Source organism: Leucobacter soli (genome assembly GCF_042659205.1).
GTDB classification, from domain to species: Bacteria; Actinomycetota; Actinomycetes; order Actinomycetales; family Microbacteriaceae; genus Leucobacter; species Leucobacter soli.
In genome coordinates this window covers 1-20,501 of the sequence record NZ_JBHSRW010000024.1, presented here as the reverse complement: position 1 = coordinate 20,501, position 20,501 = coordinate 1, and the positions used below count along the sequence as shown (strand labels likewise).

Sequence of the window (20,501 nt, the reverse complement as noted above, 5' to 3'; positions counted from 1 at the left end):
CAGCCGGCTCGGGCTGGTGGTGGGGCCAGGGCCCGGGGTCCCTCGTGACGGTTCCCGGCCTCGTCGGCCAGGATCCGGCCGCCGCGACGGCGGCGCTCGAGGAGCTCACGCTGCGCGCCTCGCAGGACGAGTGCTCGAGCCTCGACGTCGAGGCCGGGCTCGTCGTGAGCAGCGACCCGTCGGCCGGTACCCGAGTGGAACGCGAGAGCCGCGTCTCGCTCTGCGTGTCGACCGGCCCGGAGATGCTCCCGGTTCCCACCCTCGTCGGGCTCTCGCTCGACGCCGCGCAGGAGGAGATCGAGGAGGCCGGTTTCGTCTTCGGCGAGGTCCTCGACCGAGTCTTCGAGAAGGGCGAGCGGGATACGGTCTACCTGGCGGTCGACGAGCAGGGCGACGGCCTCGGCGACGCCTACCCCGAGCAGGGCCGGATCGACCTCCTGATCTCGGCGGGCCCCTTGCCGTCGGTGACCGGCCTCTCCGTCGACGACGCGACGTCGACGCTCGAGGACCTCGGCCTCTTGGTGAAGAAGTCGATGAACGAGAGGGCCTACAACGACGAGATCGCCGAGGGCGATGTCATCGGACTCATCACCTCGGGCAAGACCGTGAAGGTCGGCAGCAAGGTCGGCCTCAACGTCTCGCGGGGACCGCAGCTGTTCGAGGTCCCGGACGTCTCCGGCATGGACCTGCAGGAGGCCATGGACGAACTGCAATCCCTCGGCTTCTCCCCGACCACCGGGGTGCCGGACAGCCTCCGACGCTTCGCGAAGGCGACCGGCACCGATCCGGCCGCCGGGGAGATGCTCCCGAAGGGCGCTACGATCAGGGTCCGGGCCACGATCTCCCTCGATTAGGTGCCCCTGGCCCGGCCCCGCGACGTCAGTTCCGCTTCTTCAGCTCCTCGGCCACTTGGAACGCCAGCTCGAGCGACTGCATGTGGTTGAGCCGCGGATCGCAGAGCGACTCGTAGCGCGTCGCGAGCGTCGCCTCGTCGATGTTCTCCGAACCGCCGAGGCACTCCGTGACGTCGTCGCCGGTCAGCTCGATGTGCAGGCCGCCGGGGAAGGTGCCGACCTCGCGGTGCGCCTCGAAGAAGCCGAGCACCTCGTCCATCACGTCGTCGAATCGGCGGGTCTTGTAGCCGGTCGCCGTCGTGATGCCGTTGCCGTGCATCGGGTCCGTGACCCAGAGCGGGAGCGCCCCGGCTTCGCGCACGCCGGCCAGGAGCGGCGGCAGCGCGTCGCGGATCTTGCCGGCTCCCATCCGGGTGATGAAGGTCAGACGTCCAGGTTCGCGCTCCGGATCGAGCTTGTCGATCAGCCGCAAGGCGTCGTCGACGGTGGCCGTCGGGCCGAGCTTGACCGCGATCGGGTTGCGCAGCTTCGAGAGCAGTTCGACGTGCGCTCCGTCGAGGTCGCGCGTGCGCTCCCCGATCCAGAGCATGTGCCCCGATGTCCCGTAGGGCAGGCCGGTGCGGGAGTCGATGCGCACGAGCGGCCGTTCGTAGTCGAGCAGCAGCGCCTCGTGGCTCACGTAGAACTCCGTCTGCGTGAGCGCCGAGCTCTCGACACCGCACGCCTCCATGAACCGCAGGGCGCGATCGATCTCGGCGGCGAGCGCCTCGTAGCGGCGATCCGCCGCATTCGACACGAAGCCCTGGTTCCAGGCGTGCACCTGGCGCAGATCGGCGAACCCGCCCTGGGTGAAGGCGCGGATCAGGTTCAGCGTGGAGGCGGAGACGTGGTAGCCCTGCAGGAGTCGGTCCGGGTTCACCGCGCGGGACTCGGGCGTGAAGTCGTATCCGTTGACCAGATCGCCGCGGTAGGCGGGCAGGGTGACGCCGTCACGGGTCTCGGTATCGCTCGAGCGGGGCTTCGCGAACTGGCCGGCCATGCGACCGACCTTGATGACCGGCATCGAGGCCCCGTAGGTGAGCACGACCGCCATCTGCAGGATCGTCTTCACTCGATCGCGGATCTTGTCGGCGGTCGCGGCGGCGAAGGTCTCGGCGCAGTCGCCTCCCTGCAGGAGGAAGGCCTCGCCGCGGGCCGCGGCGGCGAGCCGCTCGCGCAGCTGATCCGCCTCACCGGCGAAGACGAGGGGCGGCTGGGTTGCGAGCTCGGCCGAGGCGGCCTGCACCGCTGCGGGATTCGGCCAGGTCGGCTGCTGCTTCGCCGGGAGCCCGCGATACGAATCGAGCCCCGGAACGTCGACGGATACCTCGGGCGTCGTCTGCTGGCTCACGGCTGTCTGCTCTCTGCGGTCGAGGGGGCGTCGTGCCCCCGGTCGGGCGTCACCGAACCGGGCGCACCTGTCGGTACTCCTCGCCCTCGGCAACCCCACCAGTCTAGCCTGCGGGCGGGCGGCGCTATCGGCCGGAGGGGCGGTGTTCGCGCAGGGCTCAGCGCGACCACGGGCGACTATCGGTTGCGCACCGTCGAGGCGTAGACGTCCACGTACTCCTGGCCGCTGAGCCGCTGGATCTCGACCATGATCTCATCGGTCACGCTGCGCAGCACGAAGCGGTCCGTCGACATCCCGGCGAAGCGGCTGAAGTCCATGGGCTCGCCGATGAGCGTACCGATCCTGCGCAGGCGCGGGAACTTCGCGCCGATCGGCATGCACTTCTCGGTGTCGACCATGATCGCGGGCACGACGAGCGCCCCGGATTCCAGCACGAGTCGCGCGACGCCGGTGCGCCCGCGGTAGAGCCGAGCGTCGGGGCTGCGCGTCCCCTCAGGGTAGATGGCGAGTACGTCCCCCCGGTCGAGCACACTGAGCCCGGTGTTGAGCGACGCCTCGCTGGCCTTGCCTCCCGAACGGTCGATGGGGATCTGCCCGACCGCCAGCATGAAGGTCTTCACGAACCACCCCTTCAGCCCGCGGCCGGTGAAGTAGTCGCTCTTGGCGAGGAACGAGACCCTCCGGTCGACCATCAGCGGCATGAAGAAGCTGTCGATGACGGAGAGGTGGTTCCCGACGATGATGACCGGGCCCGTCGCAGGCAGGTGCTCCGCGCCCTCGACCCAGGGCCGGTAGATCGTCTTCAGCAGCGGCCCGATCACCAGGTGCTTGAGAATCCAGTAGATCATGCGGCGGATGCCCTTCCTCGTCTGCGTCGACTCTACCGAATTGTAGATACTCCACCGATCCCGCGGGTCCCGCTTGGCGCATGCAATAGGCTGATCGGCAAGAGACCGCGGTGTCGCACCCGCGGGTCGCCGCCACTGGTGAACCAGGTACCGAAGGAGCTGCCGTGAACCTGACCGAGACACCGATCATCGTTCCCCCCGCGCCGAACGACAACGTCACCGATCTGCTCGAGGAGCGGGTCGCCGCGTCCCCCGATCGCGTGATCTTCGCGACCCCCGAGGGCGACGGCTGGCGCGATCTGACCGCTCGCCAGTTCCGCGATCTCGTCGTCTCGGTCGCCAAGGGACTCGTCGCCGCGGGTGTCGAACCCGGCGATCGGATCGCCTTCATCTGCAAGACCTCGTTCGAGTGGACGCTCGTCGACTTCGCCCTGCACTACGCGGGCGCGGTGATGGTCCCGGTCTACGAGACGTCCTCCGCGCTGCAGATCCACTGGGTCCTCGAGGACTCAGGTGCGCGGGGAATCATCACGGAGTCGGCGGACCACGCGAACCGCCTCGCCGAGGTCCGCGGCGAGCTCGGCACCCTCGAGCTCGAGTGGCGTCTGGACCAGGGGGCGCTCGACGCCTTCGCGGCGTCGGGCGCGGACGTCCCGGACGAGGAGATCGAGCGCCGTAGGAACCTGGCGAACGGGGCCGACACGGCGACCCTGATTTACACCTCGGGTTCCACGGGCCGCCCGAAGGGCGTCGTGCTGACGCACTCGAACTTCGTCGATCTCTCCCGGAACGCCGCAGCTGCCCTCGGCGAGGTCGTGAACGAGCCGGGTTCCTCCACACTGCTCTTCGTCACGCTCGCGCACGTCTACGCGCGCTTCATCAGCGTGCTCGCCGTGCACGCGGGCGTGCGCGTCGGCCACCAGCCCGACACCACCAAGCTGCTCCCCTCACTCGGCACCTTCAAGCCGAGCTTCCTGCTCGCCGTGCCGCGCGTCTTCGAAAAGGTCTACAACTCTTCCGAGCAGAAGGCCGAGGCCGGCGGCAAGGGCAAGATCTTCCGCACCGCCGCGCAGGTCGCGGTGAAGCACAGCGAGCACGTCATGGCCGGCACGAAGATGCCGCTCATGCTCGGCCTGAAGTTCAAGCTCTTCGACAAGCTGGTCTTCTCGAAGCTGCGCGAGGCGCTGGGCGGCCGCGTCAAGTACGCGGTCAGCGGATCCGCTCCGCTCAGCCACTACCTCGGCCACTTCTACCACAGCCTCGGCATCAAGATCCTCGAGGGCTACGGCCTCACCGAGACCACGGCGCCGGTCAGCGTGAACCTGACCGACAAGTACAAGATCGGCACCGTCGGTCCCGCTCTGCCCGGCCACACCATTCGCATCGCGGAGGACGGCGAGATCGAGGTCAAGGGCACCGCGGTGTTCAAGGAGTACTGGCAGAACCCGGAGGCGACGGCCTCGGTCTTCACCGACGACGGCTTCTTCCGGACCGGCGACCTCGGCACACTCGACGGCGACGGGTACCTCTCGATCACCGGCCGCAAGAAGGAGATCATCGTCACGGCCGGCGGCAAGAACGTGGCCCCGGCGGCGCTCGAGGATCCGATCCGCTCGTATCCGTTGATCGGTCAGATCGTCGTCGTCGGAGATCAGAAGCCCTTCATCGCAGCGCTCATCACGCTCGACGGCGAGATGCTGCCGACCTGGCTGAAGAACCAGGGACTGGACTCCACGATGACATTGGACGAAGCGGTCGCGCATCCAGCGGTGATCGCCGAGGTGCAGCGCGCGATCGATCACGGCAACGCGTTCGTCTCTCGCGCCGAGTCGATTCGGAAGTGGACGATCCTGCCGATCGAGTTCACCGAGGCCAGCGGGCATCTGACGCCGAAGATGAGCATCAAGCGCGACAACATCATCCGCGACTTCGCCGGGGAGATCGCGAAGATGTACGGCGACAACCCGCAGACCGAGGCGCTCCAGACCGGCGCCTGACGCTCGCGAATCCGCGCGGTCAGAACCAGGAGGCCGCGCGGATCCTCCGCATGGCCTCGCCGCGCGTCTCCCGATCCAGGCGGTTGAGGTAGAGCTTCCCCTCGAGGTGGTCGCATTCGTGCTGGAGCGCCTGCGCGAGCAGCCCCTCGCCCGAGATGACCACCTCGTTCCCGTCGAGGTCGATGCCCCGCACGGTCGCACGCGGATAGCGCATGACCTCGAACCAGAGATCGGGCACCGAGAGGCAGCCTTCCCCCGTCGCGGCCGGCTCCCCGGCGAGTTCGACGATCTCGGGGTTGAGGATGTAACTGACCTCGCCGTCGATGTGCAGGCTGAACGCCCGCTGGGTGAAGCCGATCTGCGTGGATGCGAGCCCCGCACGTCCGTCGAAGGCGACCGTGTCGCAGAGGTCGGCGACGAGTGCGCGCACGCCGTCGTCGATGGAGGAGATCGGCTCGCAGACGGTGCGGAGCACCGGATCGCCGAACAGGCGGATGTCGCGTACGGGCACGGGGTCCTCCTTCAGTGGGCGGGGCGACCGGGATGCAGCGCCGCGGATGCACCACCGCAGATGCGCCACCGCTCCTCGGCGAATGCGCAGCCGACCCGCAGCTCGCAGATCCGATGCGACTCAGCCTACCCTCGGCACGACGACGCAGCTCGCCCGACGGCGTCCGTTCGACAGCGCCCTTTCGGCCGGGCGATCTCCGGGCGGCGTCCAGGGGCCGCCGAACATTCAGCGCACCACCACGCGCTTTGCCCTAGACTTTATGGGTGCATGTACTCAGCGTGAGCTCCCTCAAGGGTGGCGTCGGCAAGACCACCGTGACTCTCGGCCTGGCCTCTGCCGCGTTCTCGAGAGGCTTGCGCACCCTCGTCGTCGATCTCGACCCCCAGTCGGACGTCTCGACCGGCATGGACGTTGATCCAGAGGGCTACGCGAACATCTCCGACGTCCTGGAGGACCCGAAGGAGAAGACGGTCCGCTCGGCGATCGCGCGGAGCGGATGGAATCAGCATCACGAGAGCGGCACGATCGATCTGCTGCTCGGCAGCCCCTCCGCGATCAACTTCGACGGCCCCCATCCGTCGGTGCGGGAGATCTGGAAGCTCGAGGAGGCGCTCGCCGGCATCGAAGCCGACTACGATCTCGTGCTGGTCGACTGCGCTCCGTCGCTGAACGCGCTGACCCGCACCGCCTGGGCCGCCAGCGACCAGGTCATCGTGGTGACCGAGCCCGGCCTCTTCGCCGTCTCCGCTGCTGACCGCGCCCTGCGCGCCATCGAGGAGATCCGGCGGGGCGTGAGCCCGCGGTTGAAGCCCCTCGGGATTCTCGTCAACCGCCTGCGCCCGCAGTCGATGGAGCACCAGTTCCGCACGCGCGAGCTGCGCGAGATGTTCGGCCCGCTGGTCCTCGACCCGCAGCTGCCCGAGCGCACCTCGCTGCAGCAGGCGCAGGGCGCGGCCAAGCCGGTGCACATGTGGCCGGGCGAAGCCGCGCAGGAGATGGCGGGGCACTTCGATCGTGTTCTGGATCAGGTCCTGCAGCAGGCCGGCATCGACGCCCCCGCGCAAGCGCGTCCCGCCTTCGCCGCGCAGGCCGATGTACTGGTCGACGAGGATCCTTCGGGCGACACCGCGGTCACCGACCTCGAGCGATAAATTCCAGAAAGCAGAAATACTGCGAAAATTCACCTGCGATTTCGCAGGAATGCACTCCGGTCAGGCCTGAGAGTGGAAGTATCCCCGCAGAGCACCGGGCTCGGCGGGTGAGCAGCCACCACTCAGAAGGAATCACCGTGACCGAGTTCCAGAACGACATCGACGCCGCACAGCGACTCAAGGAGCAGCATGGCTCCAGCTGGGAGGCGATCAACCCCGAGTACGTCGCACGCATGCGGGCGCAGAACCGATTCAAGACGGGCCTCGAGATCGCCCAGTACACGGCCGACATCATGCGCCGCGACATGGCGGAGTACGACGACGACTCCTCCGTCTACACCCAGTCGCTGGGCGTGTGGCACGGCTTCATCGGCCAGCAGAAGCTGATCTCGATCAAGAAGCACCTGAAGAGCACCAACAAGCGCTACCTCTACCTCTCGGGCTGGATGGTCGCCGCCCTGCGCTCCGAGTTCGGCCCGCTGCCCGACCAGTCCATGCACGAGAAGACCTCGGTCCCCGCGCTGATCGAAGAGCTCTACACGTTCCTGCGCCAGGCCGACGCGCGCGAGCTCGACCTGCTCTTCTCGCAGCTCGACGACGCCCGACTCGCGGGCGACGAGACCGCGGTCGAGTTCATCCAGTCGCAGATCGACAACTTCGAGACCCACGTAGTACCGATCATCGCCGACATCGACGCCGGCTTCGGCAACCCGGAGGCGACCTACCTGCTCGCCAAGAAGATGATCGAGGCCGGTGCCTGCGCCATCCAGATCGAGAACCAGGTCTCCGACGAGAAGCAGTGCGGCCACCAGGACGGCAAGGTCACCGTGCCACACGAGGACTTCATCGCGAAGATCAACGCCGTGCGCTACGCCTTCCTCGAGCTCGGGATCGACAACGGCATCATCGTGGCGCGCACCGACTCGCTCGGCGCCGGTCTCACGCAGAAGCTCGCCGTCACCACCACCCCGGGCGACCTGGGCGACCAGTACAACTCGTTCCTCGACGTCGAGGAGATCTCGGAGGCCGATCTCGGCAACGGCGACGTGATCATCAAGCGCGACGGCAAGCTGCTGCGCCCGAAGCGCCTCGCCAGCAACCTCTACCAGTTCCGCAAGGGAACCGGCGAGGACCGCTGCGTGCTCGACTGCATCACCTCGCTGCAGAACGGCGCCGACCTGCTGTGGATCGAGACCGAGAAGCCGCACGTCGAGCAGATCGCCGGCATGGTGGATCGCATCCGCGAGGTCGTCCCGAACGCCAAGCTGGTCTACAACAACAGCCCCTCGTTCAACTGGACCCTCAACTTCCGTCAGCAGGCCTACGACCAGCTCCTCGAGCAGGGGGCGGACGTCTCGGCCTACGACCGCGACAAGCTGATGAGCGTCGACTACGACGGCACCGAGCTCGCCCGGCTCGCCGACGAGAAGATCCGGACCTTCCAGCGCGACGGCTCGGCCCGCGCCGGCATCTTCCACCACCTCATCACGCTGCCGACCTACCACACGGCCGCCCTCTCGACTGACAACCTCGCCAAGGGCTACTTCGGCGACGAGGGCATGCTCACCTACGTCCGCGACGTGCAGCGCCGCGAGATCCGCGAGGGCATCGCCACGGTCAAGCACCAGAACATGGCCGGCAGCGACATCGGCGACAACCACAAGGAGTACTTCGCCGGCGACGCCGCGCTCAAGGCCGGCGGCAAGGACAACACGATGAATCAGTTCTCCTGAGTCGCGAAGCTCCCGTCGAATGGGAATGCCCCGGCCATGGCCGGGGCATTCCCATGAGCAGGAGTGCGATCAGCTGATCTTGCGCGAGTCGCGCCGGGCTGCGAGCTCGTCGAGGCCCTCGTCCGAGGTCGCGGCGCGGTGGTCGTCCATGTCGACGAGCGAGGTGGTGACCTCGTGCAGCACCTTGCCCACGGCGATCCCGAACACGCCCTGCCCGCGGCTCACGAGGTCGATCACCTCGTCGTTCGACGTGCAGAGGTAGACGCTCGCACCATCGCTCATCAGCGTCGTCTGCGCGAGGTCGTGCACCCCGGCCTCGTGCAGCTGGGCCACGGCGGCACGGATCTGCTGGAGCGAGATGCCGGTGTCGAGCAGTCGCTTGACCAGCTTGAGCACCAGGATGTCCCGGAAGCCGTAGAGGCGCTGCGAGCCGGAGCCCTGCGCACTGCGCACGGTGGGCTCGACGAGCCCGGTGCGCGCCCAGTAGTCGAGCTGACGATAGCTGATCCCGGCCGCCCGTGCGGCGACTGCGCCCTTGTAACCACCGTCGGTGTCGGGCTGCGGCATGCCGTCGTCGAAGAGCGGCTCAGGGGCCGAAATTGCGGTCGGCGTCGACGCGAAGTTCTCCATCACGACCCTCTCTTCCGGTTCCTCTGACGCTCCCTCAACGTTAGCGGCAGAGTGGTCCCGAGGCAACGAACCTTCAACTATTACTTTAGGCGTGTCGCGGACGCGACTCACCGCCCGAGCCGGCGTCGCAGGACGCCGCCTCGCACGGTCTCGAGCAGGCCGACGAGCTCGAGCGATCCTTCGACCCCGTGCGGACTGTCGCTGCGACCGCCCCGCGCCTCGAGCGCTTGTCCGATCAGGTCCGCGTCTCGCTCCGCCGCGACTCGCATGGCACGGAGATGGCGCGGGGTGACACCCTGCTCCGCCAGACGCAGCAACGCGTTGAGCTCGGCGATGCACTCGTGCGGGAACACCTCGGCCGCCGGAAGCAGACCCGCGGCGATCGCCTCGCCGATGAAGCGGGACGTGGCGCCGGTGAGCCGCTGCAGCTCCTCCCGGCCGAGCAGCCGGCGCGGCGCGAGAATACTGGAGGCGTTGCGCGACGACGCACCGGGGATCACCGGATCCCGACCGGCATCGACGTCGGCCAGCACCTCGGCGATGACGCGCAGCGGCAGGTAGTGCTCGCGCTGCAGCGTGAGGATCAATCGCAGCCGCTCGATATGAGCCTGCGAGAACTTCCGGTATCCCGACTTGGTCCTCTCGGGCGTGATGAGCCCCTGCTCCTCGAGAAAGCGGAGCTTCGACGGGCTGAGATCGCTGTACTCCCCCTGCAGGAGCTCGAGGACCTGCCCGATGCTGAGGAGGCCAGCTCCGTTCTGCGCGAGAGCCGTCTGCGCCGCCACGCTAGGCCTGGCCCGGCAGGTCGAATCGCGAGGCGAAGAAGGTGAACTTGAACTTGCCGACCTGCACCTCTGCGCCGTCCTCGAGCCCGGCCTCGCCGTCGATGCGTCGGCCGTCGACGAAGGTGCCGTTGAGCGATCCGAGGTCGCGCACCGAGAATGCCGTGCCCTCACGGGTGAACTCGGCGTGGCGGCGCGAGACCGTCACATCGTCGAGAAAGATATCGACCGCGGGGTGCCGACCGGCGACCGAAGTCGGCTCGTCGAGCAGGAAGCGGGCCCCGAGGTTCGCGCCGCGCCGCACGACCAGCAGAGCCGCACCCGAAGGCAGCGCGGCGACGGCCTCCTGCTCATCGATCGTGAGATCCGTCGTGCGGGCGCGCACCATCGCGCCGAGATCCTCGCGGAACTGCTGCGTCGCGCGCGCCTCGGTCTCCCCCGCGCGATGAGCCTGCTCACCAGCGTTCACGTCGTCACTCACCTCTGTTCCCGGCATCTGTTCCCCGCCGCATTCTTCGCTCTACGTTATCGCAGCGCCGACCTCGGCGCACCCCCGAATCGGCGTGGCGGAGCCGGCCTCGAGTCCGAGGGTGTTATAAGTCGGACGACGACGTGCGCATGCGGACCTCACAGCACGATCCGCCCGGGCTGCGACTCAGCCCCGGTTCCCCTCATAGGATTCGAGGAAGCCGTAGACCTCGTGCGCGTCGACGCCGGGGAAGGTCCCGGTGGGCAGCGCCGCCAGCAGGCTGGTCGGGGTGGCGGCCTCCGGCCAGGCCGCCGCCGACCACTTGCGCGTGAGCGCGTCGCTGGCGCGCCGGCAGCAGCGCTCGTCCGGACAGAACGACCGCGTCCGGTGCGGGGTGTCGCGGCCGCGGAACCATTTGACCGAGTCGAAGGGCACCCCGACGCTCACCGAGTACTGCCCCTCCTTCGCCTTCTCCACACGGGAGGTGCACCAGTAGGTGCCGCCCGCGGACATGTCGGTGTACTGATACCAGGGGTTGAACCGATCGGACTGGCTGAACACCGTGCGGGCGGTCCAGTTGCGGCAGACCGCCGCCCCCTCGAGATTGCCCAGCGCGTCGGAGGGGAAGCGCACCCCGTCGTTCTCGTAGGCCTTGATGAGCATGCCGGATTCGTGCGCCTTCATGAAGTGCACGGGCAGATCCAGGTGCTCGGTCGCCAGGTTGGTGAATCGATGGGCAGCCATCTCGTACGAGACGCCGAACGCGTCGCGGAGATCCTCCATCGAGATCTGTCGCTGCGCCTTCGCCTCGCGCAACCGTTCCACGGTGGCGCGCTCGGGCAGCAGCACCGCCCCGGCGAGATAGTTCGCCTCGACGCGCTGCCGGAGGAACTCGCCGTAGCTGCGAGGCTCCTCGTGGCGGCAGACGATGCTCGCGAGGGCACGCAGAATCGGGGCGCGGGCGTCGCGCGAAGGCAGGCTCTCGCCCAGGTAGATGCGGCCGTTGCGCCGGTCGATCACGGAGCGCGTCGAATGCGGCAGGTCGTTCACGTAGTGCAGGGTGAAACCGAGCTTCTGAGCGATGCCCGCGATCGCGAGCTGCGAGACCGGCCCGACATCGACACCGTCATGGCCGACGCTCTCGAGCAGCGCCGCCGCCTCGCGTTCGAGCTCGGCGAAGTAGTTTCCGCGCACGCGCATCTCGGCCCGCAATTCAGTGTTCGCCCGTCGGGCCTCCTCGGGTGTCGCCGCGCGTTCCCGGTGCAGCCGCTCCACCTCCTGGTGCAGGCCGAGGACCGCGCGGAGAGTATCGTCGTGCGTCGCCTTCGAGACGCGGATCGCGGGGATCCCGAGCGACTGGAACACCGGGCCGCGCTGCGCCCGCTCGACCGAGATCTCGAGAGCGGCCCGCTCGCTCGGCGCTTCGCTCGCCAGCAGTTCGTCGACCGTGCAGTCGAGCGCCTGCGCCAGCGCCCGCAGCACCGGCAGACTCGGCTCGCGCTTGCCGTTCTCGATCGCGGAGACCTGCGACGGGGCGCGGTCGATCGCCTCGGCGAGCTGTTCGAGCTTCAAACCCAGTCGGATGCGCCGCTCGCGCACCTGCCTGCCGAGGGTCAGCGCATCGGCGGCTTCCGTCCCTGCGTGCTCCGCGGACCGTTCGGTCGCGCTCATGTCCGTGAGAGTCATGACCACCATGTTGCCACGCCCGGAAACTTACGGCAAACAGAAATACTCAGAAAATTCTTCACCAAAATCCCCTTTTCGACCCCATTTCGGGCTTGAAGATGGAAACACGTCGAACAAGACGACACGAGTGAAGGATCAGATCATGAGCACTGCAACGACCGAACGGCCGCAGACCAGCACGCAGACCGGCGCCCGCCTCGAGGTGCTCGCCCCCGCCATTCCGCGGTCGGATGAGATCCTCACCCCCGGCGCACTGATGTTCGTCTCCGCGCTGCACCATCGTTTCGCCGGCCGCCGCCACGATCGGCTGGCCGAGCGCCAGCGCCGCCGCTACGAGATCGGCAACGGCCGCGATCCGAAGTTCCGCGACGACACCCGGGCGATCCGCGAGGACGCGAGCTGGCGGGTCGCCGGCCCGGGCCCCGGGCTCGAGGACCGACGCGTCGAGATCACCGGGCCGACCGACCCGAAGATGACGATCAACGCGCTGAACTCGGGCGCGAAGGTCTGGCTCGCCGACCAGGAGGACGCGACGAGCCCCACCTGGGGCAACGTCATCGGCGGGCAGCTCTCGCTGTTCGACGCGATTCACGGGGGGCTGAGCTACACGAGCCCCGAAGGGAAGCGCTACGAGGTCACCGCAGAGCGCACCCCGACCATCGTGATGCGGCCGCGCGGCTGGCACCTGGTCGAGAAGCACATGCGATTCGTCGACGCGCACGGCCAGGCGGGCGCCGCGTCCGGCAGCCTCGTCGACTTCGGGCTCTACGCCTTCCACAACGCGCAGCGCCTCATCGAGAACGGCCACGGTCCCTACTTCTACATCGCGAAGCTCGAGTCCAGCGAGGAGGCGAAGCTCTGGGACGACGTCTTCTCCTACACCGAGGAGTACCTGGGCCTCCCCCACGGCACGATCCGCGCGACGGTGCTCATCGAGACGCTTCCCGCCGCCTTCGAGATGGAGGAGATCCTCTACGCGATGAAGGATCACATGGCCGGACTCAACGCCGGGCGCTGGGACTACATCTTCTCGATCATCAAGAACTACCGCGGCCGCGGCGCACGCTTCGTGCTGCCGGATCGAAGCGAGGTCACGATGACCGTGCCGTTCATGCGGGCGTACACCGAGCTGCTCGTGCAGACCTGCCACAAGCGCGGCGCGCACGCGATCGGCGGCATGAGCGCGTTCATCCCGAACCGCCGCGACCCCGAGGTCACCGCCCGGGCCGAGGAGAAGGTTCGCGCGGACAAGCACCGCGAGGCGAACGACGGCTTCGACGGCACCTGGGTCGCGCATCCCGACCTCATCCCGATCGCTCGTGCGGAGTTCGACGCCGTGCTCGGCGATCGCCCGAACCAGGTCGACCGGAAGCGCGACGACGTCGAGGTCACCGCGGCCCAGCTGCTCGATGTGCGCATCGGCCGCGAGATCACGGAGTCGGGTGTGCGCGACAACGTCTCGGTCGCGATCCGCTACATCGAGGCCTGGCTGCGCGGCATCGGGGCCGTCGCGATCGACAACCTCATGGAGGACGCGGCGACCGCCGAGATCAGCCGCTCGCAGATCTGGCAGTGGATCCACCAGGATCAGGTCACCGCGGAGGGAACCCGCATCACCCGCGATTGGGTGCGGAGCCTGGTGTCCGAGACCGTGGCCGGCTTCACCCGCTTCACCGGCGACCGCTACGACGACGCCATGGATCTGTTCGAAGAGGTCGCCCTCGGCGAGCACTTCCCGACCTTCCTCACGGTTCCCGGTTACAGCCGCTACCTCGTCGACGGCTGAGTCGCGAACGGTCGCGGACTCGGCCTACTCCGTGCTCTCGGCGCGGGCGATCGCGGGGCCGAGTTCGTCGACCGTGAGCGACTCCGGGTCGATCTGCCCGTTGCGATAGGCGGCGCGACCCACCATGTGCGCGGCGATCGGCGCGGTGAGCGACTGGAAGATGAACACCGGGATCAGCGCCGCGAGCGTCGCGAGCGAGCGCGACTCGAATGCGATCGCGGCGATCACGAGGAGCAGACCGAACACCTGCGGCTTGGTCGCCGCGTGCAACCGGCTGAGCGCATCCGGGAAGCGGAGCAGCCCGACCCCCGCCGCGACCGTGAAGCCGGTCGCCACCAGGACGCACGTCAGCGAGGCGATATCGAACGCGGTCTCCATCCATTCAGACATTGCTGCCCCCCCTCGGCTCGCTCGGCTCCGGCAGCCGTGCACGACGGCGCACGTAGCGGGCCACCACGATCGTCGCCAGCACCGCGGTCGCCGCGATCACCGTCATCACCGGGATCGCCTCCGTGTGCCCGCGGAGGACCATGTCGGTGCCCACGCTGAGCATCAGGGTCGTCAGCAGCACGTCGCTGCCGATCATCCGGTCGAGGATCGTCGGCCCGCGGACGATGCGCACCACCGCCGCGAGCGCGGTCGCCGTCAATCCCAGGATCGCTATCACGGTCACCACGGTGTGGAACGTGCTCATCCGAGTGCCCCCACTTCTTCGGGCGAGCCGACGGCGCGGATCACCAGCTCTTCGATGTGGAGCGTCTGCGCCCGCATCTCGCGGATCTGCCGCTGCGTCGGCGTGTTCAGCACATGCAGGTACAGCGTCGACCCGAAACGATCCACCTCGGCGACGAGCGAGCCGGGGATCAACGACACGGTGAGCCCGACGACCGTCAGCACGAAGTCGCTGCGGGTGCGCAGGCGCACAGCCAGAATCGCCGTGCGCGGCGCCGGTCCCGGCCGCAGCGCGAGCCAGGCCACCTGGAACGAGGCGAGCATCAGATGCCAGAAGAAGAAGATGAGGTAGCGGGCCGCCCACCACAGGTTCAATCGTCCGGCGAGCTCCACCGGCGGGAGGTAGAAGAGTCGCATGGCGAGCACCGAGACGAGGATCCCGCTGAGCAGCGTGAGCCAGGACGCCTCCTGCCAGAGCATCATCCACGTCACGACGAGCCCGATCAGGAGAGGCACCTCGTGCAGGTGCACGACCGGTTCGAACCTCCGACTCATGAGCTCCCGCCTCCCCCGTCGCTTTCATGCGACCCGGAATGCTCCGATCCGGACCCTTCCGACCCGGATTCCCCCTGCCTGGATTTTCCCTGCCCGGAATGCTCCGGTGCGCTGCCCTCCGGCTCCGTCGTGCCGCTGCCGCCGCCATGACCCGGGCCGAGATCCTGGTCCGCGTCCGAGCCGAGGACCTGTTCGACGAGCCTCATCGGCTCGGTGAGCTCCTCGCCGGCGTGCGAGGCGTAGCGGTAGAGCGGCCCGGCGAACACCGTCAGCGCGATGCTCACCGCGACCATCGCGGCCGTGGCCCCGACCATGAGCCGAGGGGTATCCCGCTGCTCCTGCCGCGGCTGGGCGTGCGGAGCGTCGTGCAGCCGCTCGAGCAGCGCCGCCTCGCGCCCCTGCAGCATCATTCCCTCGGTCGTCGTGGGCTGCGGCACCGCGGGCCCGCCGAGCGCGGCGGCCCGGCTGCGCCAGAACGCGAGGCTCCAGGTCCTGGCGAGCGCGTAGAGGGTGAGCAGCGAAACGAGCGCACCGACGCCGATCAGCCAGTACCCCGCCGGCGTCGCCTGCTCGGCCGCCGCTTCGAAGAGTCCGAGCTTTCCGATGAAACCGGAGAACGGCGGGATGCCTCCCAGATTGAGCATGGGGATGAAGAACAGCACCGCGACGACGGGTGCCGCGCGCAGCATGCCGCCGAGCTCGGTGAGCGACGTCGTACCGCCCTGCCGTTCAACCAGGCCGACCGCGAGGAAGAGCGTGGTCTGCACGATGATGTGGTGGGCGATGTAGTAGATGGTCGCGGTGTACCCCGCCGCGTCGGCCATCGCGATTCCGAAGACGAGATAGCCGATATGGCTGATCAACGTGAACGAGAGCAGTCGCTTGATGTCGAGCTGGGACACGGCGCCGAGGATGCCGACCAGCAGCGTCAGCGCGGCGATCGTCATCAGCATGTCGTCGAGCGGGCTGTCGGGGAAGAGCTGGGTCTGCGTGCGGATCATCGCGTAGACGCCGACCTTCGTCAGCAGACCGGCGAACACCGCGGTGACCGGTGCCGGAGCGGTCGGATACGAGTCGGGGAGCCAGAAGGCGAGCGGGAACACGGCCGCCTTGATGCCGAAGGCGATCAGCAGCATGAGGTTCAGGATCAGCTGGATCCCATCGCTCAGCTCCGCGAGGCGCAGAGTCAGCTGCGCGAGGTTCACCGTGCCGGCTGCGGCGTACACGAGCGCGATCGAGGCGAGGAAGAGGATGGACGACACGAGCGAGACGACCACATAGGTCACGCCGGCCCGGATCCGCGGCCCGGTACCCCCGAGGGTGATCAGCACGTAGCTCGCGACCAGCAGGATCTCGAAGCCCACGTACAGGTTGAAGAGGTCTCCGGCGATGAATGCGTTGCAGACGCCGGCGCCGAGCACGAGATAGGTGGGGTAGTAGATCGAGACCGGCGTCTCGTCATCGCCGTCTGCGAGGCCCTGGCCCAGGGAGAAGAGCAGCACGCCGAGCAGCACGATCGCGGAGACGGCGAGCATGAGGGCGCTCAGCCGGTCCACGACAAGGGAGATCCCGAAGGGCGCGGCCCAGCCGCCGACCTGCATCACGAGCGTGCCGTACGCGTCGACCACGACCATGAACGCGATCGCGATCGCGAGCACGATCGCGAGCGCCGCCACGGTGATGACCTGCTGCGCCCGACGGCGTCCGGGCAGCGCGAGCGCGAGCGCGGCGCCCAGCAGGGGCACGAGCACGACGAGCGGGATCAGTGCGGTCATGATCGGTCTCCCCCGCCGGTTCCGCCGTTCCCGCTCCTGTCCGCCGCGATCTCGTCGTGCTCCTCGTCGTCCTCGTCGTCCTCGAACTCCGGTGTCGAGGCGAGCTCTTCGTCCGTGACCTCCTCGGTGGTGAGGGACTCGGCGCTCGTGAGCGTCGTATCGTGCTCGTCGTCCTGCACCTCGTCCTCGCCGTCCGTGGTGAGCCGCCAGGCCCGGTAGATGAGGGCGAGAATGAACGCGCTCACGCCGAACGTGATCACGATGCTGGTGAGGATGAACGCCTGCGGGAGCGGGTCGCTCATATCCTCCGGCTCGGTCTCGCCGTAGATGGGCGCTGCACCGAAGGAGCCGCTCGTCAGGAAGAGCAGCAGGTTCGTCGCGTTGCCTACGAGCAGGAATCCGAGCAGCACGCGGGTGAGACTGCGATCGAGCAGCAGATAGACGCCGATGGCGTAGAGCACCACCATGGCGAGCAGCAGAGCGAGCGGCATCGTCATCGCGCACCCCCCGTCGGCCGGGTCCCGGTAAGCGCGTCGTCCCGGAGGGAGGTCTGCAGATCGAGCTCCTCCTGCGAGTCGATCTCCGCGCCCAGGCTGCGCAGCACGTCAAGGATCAGCCCGAAGACGACGAGGTACACGCCGATGTCGAAGAACGTGGAGGTGACGATCGGCAGAGTGCCGAGCGGGCCGAGGTCGAGGTCGATCCACGACGAGGCGAGCGCCGCGTGCCCGAAGAAGAGCGGCAGCACGGCGACTGTCGCGGCGAGGGCGAGACCCACGCCCAGGATCTTGCCGGCGTCGATCGGCACGGTGGCGCGGAGCTCGTCCCGGCCTCCGGTGAGGTAGCGCGCGACCAGCGCGAGCCCGGCCACGAGACCGCCCGCGAACCCGCCGCCCGGCGAGTTGTGCCCGGTCAGCAGCAGGTAGAAGGAGAGCAGTATCAGCGCGTGGAAGATGAGGCGGATCACGACTTCGAGCACGATCGAGCGACGGGAGGGGTCGAGGTTGCGCCCCGCGAGCAGCCAGGTCCGACGCTCGGCGGGGTCGTTCGGATCCTCGACCCGACGGATCAGCTCGTTCACCCGCGATCGGGCGTCCCGCCGCGTCAGCTTCGGCGCGTTGTCGACGCGGGTGTTGAGGAACACGAGCGAGGCGACGCCCGTGGCTGCGGCGAGGATCACCGAGAGCTCGCCCATGGTGTCCCAGCCGCGGATGTCGACCAGCATGACGTTGACCACGTTCATGCCGTGTCCGCCGAGGTAGGCGAGCTCGGGGAGTTGCAGGGAGATCGGATCGGCGACCCGTGCGTCCATCGCCAGGAGCGCCACACCCCCCAGCAGCACGCCGACGCCGACGCCGATGGCGGCGCGCAACCAGCGCCGGCTGGACTTCGCCCGTACACCGATGTGCTGCGGCAGACGTCGGATCACGAGGACGAATGCGATCAGGGTGACGGTCTCCACGAGCACCTGGGTCAGCGCCAGGTCGGGAGCGCCGTGCAGGGCGAACACCGCAGCCATACCGTACCCGGTGACCCCGACGAGCACCACCGCTTGGAAGCGGGTGTGCGCCTTCGCCGCGAAGACCGCCGCGAGGATCATCACGGCGGCGATGCTGATCTGCACCGGCGAGCTGACGAGCACCAGTTCTTCGGGGAACTCGCCGACGGCGAGCACCGCACCGCCGATCGTGACGATCAATACGCTGAGGATCACCGCGAGGTAGAACGGCAGGGATCCGCGCTGGGTGAGCGCGGTCAGGCGCACCGCGAGTACGTCGAGCCAGTGGGTGAGCACCCAGTAGGCGTGCGAGGCCGAGAACCGCTCCGGCACCACCGGCAGGGTCCGGGGCTTCCGCACCAGCCACCAGGCGAGCAGCACGCCGAGCACGAGGACGAGCACCGAGGCGCCGAGCGCCGGGGTGAGCCCGTGCCAGAGGGCCAGGTGCTCCGGGTGCCCCCCGCCGGGCTGCTCCGCCGCGGACAGGCGCAGCCAGGGGTCGAGCAGCGGCGCCGCGAGACCGCCGAGGCAGGCCAGCGCGGTGAAGATCACCGGCGCGATCAGGATCGTCCCCGGCTGCTCGTGGATGATCTCGGCGGGGGCCGTGTCTCGCTTGGTCGCGAACGCGCCCCAGAGGAAGCGCCCCATGTAGGCGACGGTCAGCACGCTGCCCACCAGCGCAACGGCGAACGCGAGCACGGCGACGGGCGACCCCTCGCCCACCGCCATGAGCTCGGTGAACACCGACTCCTTCGCCACGAAGCCCAGCAACGGGGGCAGGCCGGCCATGCTCGCCGCGGCCAGCACCGTCGTGACCGCCAGACCCGGGCGCCGCCGGCCGACACCGCTCAACTGGCGCAGATCGCGCGTGCCGGTGCAGTGATCGATGATGCCGACGGCCAGGAAGAGCGGAGCCTTCGCGACGGCGTGGGCGAGCAGCAGTGCGTAGCCGGCGAAATCGGTCCTCGGGTCCGAGACGCCGAAGACCATCACGAGAAGGCCGAGCTGGCTGACCGTGCCGTGGGCGACGATCTGCTTGATGTCGTACTGGCGGAGCGCGCGAATGCCGCCGTTCAGCATGGTAACGGCGCCGAGAACGACGAGCGTCGTGCGGAAGCCGGGGAGGTCGCCGAAACCGGGGCCGAGCCGCGCGATCAGGTAGATCCCGGCCTTGACCATGGCGGCCGCGTGCAAGTAGGCGCTGACCGGGGTCGGTGCCGCCATGGCGCCGGGCAGCCAGAAGTGGAAGGGGAAGATTGCACTCTTCGAGAGCGCTCCGATGAGGACGAGGAACACCGCGACCGACGCGGCCGTGCCGTCGGGCGGATCGGCGAGGATCTCGCTCAGGTTGGTGGTCTGCGCCGCCGTGCCCAGCACGACCAGACCCACGAGCATGGCGAGGCCGCCGAACGTCGTCACGATGAGGGCCTGCAACGCCGCCGAGCGGGCGGTCCGCTGACGTGCCATATGGCCGATGAGCAGGAAGGAGAAGACCGTCGTCCCCTCCCAGAAGACGAACATCAGATAGATGTTGTCGGAGAGGACCAGGCCGAGCATGCTCGAGGCGAACCCCAGGAAGACGGAGCCGAACCGGGCGAGTCCTTCCTCCCCGTCTTCGAAGTAGTGCATACAGTACAGCAGCACGAGTGCGCCGGCGCCGGTGACCAGTAGCGCGAAGATCCAGGAGACCGCATCGAGGCGGAAGGTGAAGGCGAGGTCGAGCTGCGGCACCCAGCGGTGCTCCTCGACGATCGCACCGCCGGCGGCGATCGCACCGCCCTGGAAGGCAAACAGGACGAACACCGCGCCGAGCACGAGGGAGAACGCGAGGAAGGCCCGGCGCCCGAGGCGTCGGATCACCGGGTACGAGAGAATGGCAGCGATGGGGAGAGCGAGCAGAGTCGTCGTCATCATCCCCATACGCAGCCTCCTTCCACCCCGCCGAGCGCTCCGTACCAGCTTATCGGAGGCCGGGGAATCATCCTGACCGGCTGCCGACGCGAGGACGCAACGCCCGGCTCCGCGGCCTGCGCAAGCGGGGCCTGTGCGGCATAAAAAAAGGGGCTGGTCTCATCGAGACCAGCCCCTCATGAAGAGGTCCGGCGGTGTCCTACTCTCCCACACCCTCCCGAGTGCAGTACCATCGGCGCTGTCAGCCTTAGCT

The 20,501-nt window shown here is 68.4% G+C and carries 18 protein-coding genes; 5 read left to right on the top strand and 13 right to left on the bottom strand.

Annotation, left to right across the window (positions count from 1 at the left end):
• Positions 1 to 854 (top strand): PASTA domain-containing protein (locus tag ACFPZL_RS03240; RefSeq protein ID WP_382334697.1); only part of this gene is annotated, 854 nt, incomplete at its 5' end.
• A 25-nt stretch (positions 855 to 879) separates the two neighbouring features.
• On the opposite strand, the gene ACFPZL_RS03235 is transcribed toward ACFPZL_RS03240, so the two are convergent.
• A complete protein-coding gene (locus tag ACFPZL_RS03235; RefSeq protein WP_218113755.1) occupies positions 880 to 2,244 on the bottom strand; it encodes a class II 3-deoxy-7-phosphoheptulonate synthase in 1,365 nt (454 codons plus the stop codon).
• A 176-nt stretch (positions 2,245 to 2,420) separates the two neighbouring features.
• A complete protein-coding gene (locus ACFPZL_RS03230) occupies positions 2,421 to 3,092 on the bottom strand; it encodes a lysophospholipid acyltransferase family protein (RefSeq protein WP_218113756.1) in 672 nt (223 codons plus the stop codon).
• Positions 3,093 to 3,256: 164 nt separating this feature from the next.
• Between ACFPZL_RS03230 and ACFPZL_RS03225 the strand changes: the two genes are divergently transcribed.
• The gene (locus ACFPZL_RS03225) at positions 3,257 to 5,089 is read left to right on the top strand and encodes an AMP-dependent synthetase/ligase (RefSeq protein WP_218113757.1); all 1,833 of its coding nucleotides are present in this window, start codon (positions 3,257 to 3,259) and stop codon (positions 5,087 to 5,089) included.
• A gap of 19 nt (positions 5,090 to 5,108) precedes the next feature.
• Here ACFPZL_RS03225 and def read toward each other — a convergent pair whose 3' ends face one another.
• On the bottom strand, positions 5,109 to 5,600 hold the full coding sequence (gene def / locus ACFPZL_RS03220) for a peptide deformylase (protein WP_218113759.1): 492 nt from the start codon (positions 5,598 to 5,600) through the stop codon (positions 5,109 to 5,111).
• A gap of 263 nt (positions 5,601 to 5,863) precedes the next feature.
• Here def and ACFPZL_RS03215 point away from each other — a divergent pair, with 263 nt between their 5' ends.
• Positions 5,864 to 6,751 carry a ParA family protein gene (locus ACFPZL_RS03215; RefSeq protein ID WP_218113760.1) on the top strand — a complete coding sequence of 296 codons (888 nt, stop codon included), beginning with the start codon at positions 5,864 to 5,866 and terminating at the stop codon, positions 6,749 to 6,751.
• Between the two features lie 137 nt (positions 6,752 to 6,888).
• Complete coding sequence (locus ACFPZL_RS03210) at positions 6,889 to 8,484, top strand: isocitrate lyase (protein WP_218113761.1); 1,596 nt, start codon at positions 6,889 to 6,891, stop codon at positions 8,482 to 8,484.
• Positions 8,485 to 8,553: 69 nt separating this feature from the next.
• Here the strand turns inward: ACFPZL_RS03210 and ACFPZL_RS03205 are convergent, their stop codons facing one another.
• The 4 genes from ACFPZL_RS03205 to ACFPZL_RS03190 all read right to left on the bottom strand — a co-directional run bounded on the left by ACFPZL_RS03205 (position 8,554) and on the right by ACFPZL_RS03190 (position 12,051).
• Positions 8,554 to 9,114, bottom strand: a complete 561-nt coding sequence (locus ACFPZL_RS03205) for a MerR family transcriptional regulator (protein ID WP_218113762.1) — start codon at positions 9,112 to 9,114, stop codon at positions 8,554 to 8,556.
• A gap of 107 nt (positions 9,115 to 9,221) precedes the next feature.
• Positions 9,222 to 9,899 carry a transcriptional regulator FtsR gene (gene ftsR, locus ACFPZL_RS03200; protein WP_218113764.1) on the bottom strand — a complete coding sequence of 226 codons (678 nt, stop codon included), beginning with the start codon at positions 9,897 to 9,899 and terminating at the stop codon, positions 9,222 to 9,224.
• Position 9,900: 1 nt separating this feature from the next.
• A complete protein-coding gene (locus tag ACFPZL_RS03195; RefSeq protein ID WP_382334694.1) occupies positions 9,901 to 10,392 on the bottom strand; it encodes an FHA domain-containing protein in 492 nt (163 codons plus the stop codon).
• 159 nt (positions 10,393 to 10,551) lie between these two features.
• Positions 10,552 to 12,051: a helix-turn-helix transcriptional regulator gene (locus ACFPZL_RS03190; protein ID WP_218113766.1), complete on the bottom strand. Its 1,500-nt coding sequence runs from the start codon at positions 12,049 to 12,051 to the stop codon at positions 10,552 to 10,554.
• A 142-nt stretch (positions 12,052 to 12,193) separates the two neighbouring features.
• Here ACFPZL_RS03190 and aceB point away from each other — a divergent pair, with 142 nt between their 5' ends.
• Entirely contained in the window at positions 12,194 to 13,837 is a 1,644-nt protein-coding gene (gene aceB / locus ACFPZL_RS03185; RefSeq protein ID WP_218113767.1) for a malate synthase A, read from the top strand.
• Between the two features lie 24 nt (positions 13,838 to 13,861).
• Here the strand turns inward: aceB and mnhG are convergent, their stop codons facing one another.
• The 6 genes from mnhG to ACFPZL_RS03155 are packed head-to-tail and all read right to left on the bottom strand — an operon-like array spanning position 13,862 to position 20,257.
• Complete coding sequence (gene mnhG / locus ACFPZL_RS03180; RefSeq protein WP_218113768.1) at positions 13,862 to 14,227, bottom strand: monovalent cation/H(+) antiporter subunit G; 366 nt, start codon at positions 14,225 to 14,227, stop codon at positions 13,862 to 13,864.
• The gene (locus ACFPZL_RS03175; RefSeq protein WP_218113770.1) at positions 14,220 to 14,531 is read right to left on the bottom strand and encodes a monovalent cation/H+ antiporter complex subunit F; all 312 of its coding nucleotides are present in this window, start codon (positions 14,529 to 14,531) and stop codon (positions 14,220 to 14,222) included. The genes mnhG and ACFPZL_RS03175 overlap by 8 nt, the downstream gene beginning before the upstream one ends.
• On the bottom strand, positions 14,528 to 15,064 hold the full coding sequence (locus ACFPZL_RS03170; protein ID WP_218113771.1) for a Na+/H+ antiporter subunit E: 537 nt from the start codon (positions 15,062 to 15,064) through the stop codon (positions 14,528 to 14,530). The genes ACFPZL_RS03175 and ACFPZL_RS03170 overlap by 4 nt, the downstream gene beginning before the upstream one ends.
• Complete coding sequence (locus tag ACFPZL_RS03165; RefSeq protein WP_218113773.1) at positions 15,061 to 16,839, bottom strand: Na+/H+ antiporter subunit D; 1,779 nt, start codon at positions 16,837 to 16,839, stop codon at positions 15,061 to 15,063. Before ACFPZL_RS03165 ends, ACFPZL_RS03170 begins: the two co-directional genes overlap by 4 nt.
• Entirely contained in the window at positions 16,836 to 17,336 is a 501-nt protein-coding gene (locus ACFPZL_RS03160) for a Na(+)/H(+) antiporter subunit C (RefSeq protein WP_218113774.1), read from the bottom strand. Before ACFPZL_RS03160 ends, ACFPZL_RS03165 begins: the two co-directional genes overlap by 4 nt.
• Positions 17,333 to 20,257 carry a Na+/H+ antiporter subunit A gene (locus tag ACFPZL_RS03155; protein ID WP_218113775.1) on the bottom strand — a complete coding sequence of 975 codons (2,925 nt, stop codon included), beginning with the start codon at positions 20,255 to 20,257 and terminating at the stop codon, positions 17,333 to 17,335. Before ACFPZL_RS03155 ends, ACFPZL_RS03160 begins: the two co-directional genes overlap by 4 nt.
• Between the last annotated feature and the right edge of the window lie 244 nt (positions 20,258 to 20,501).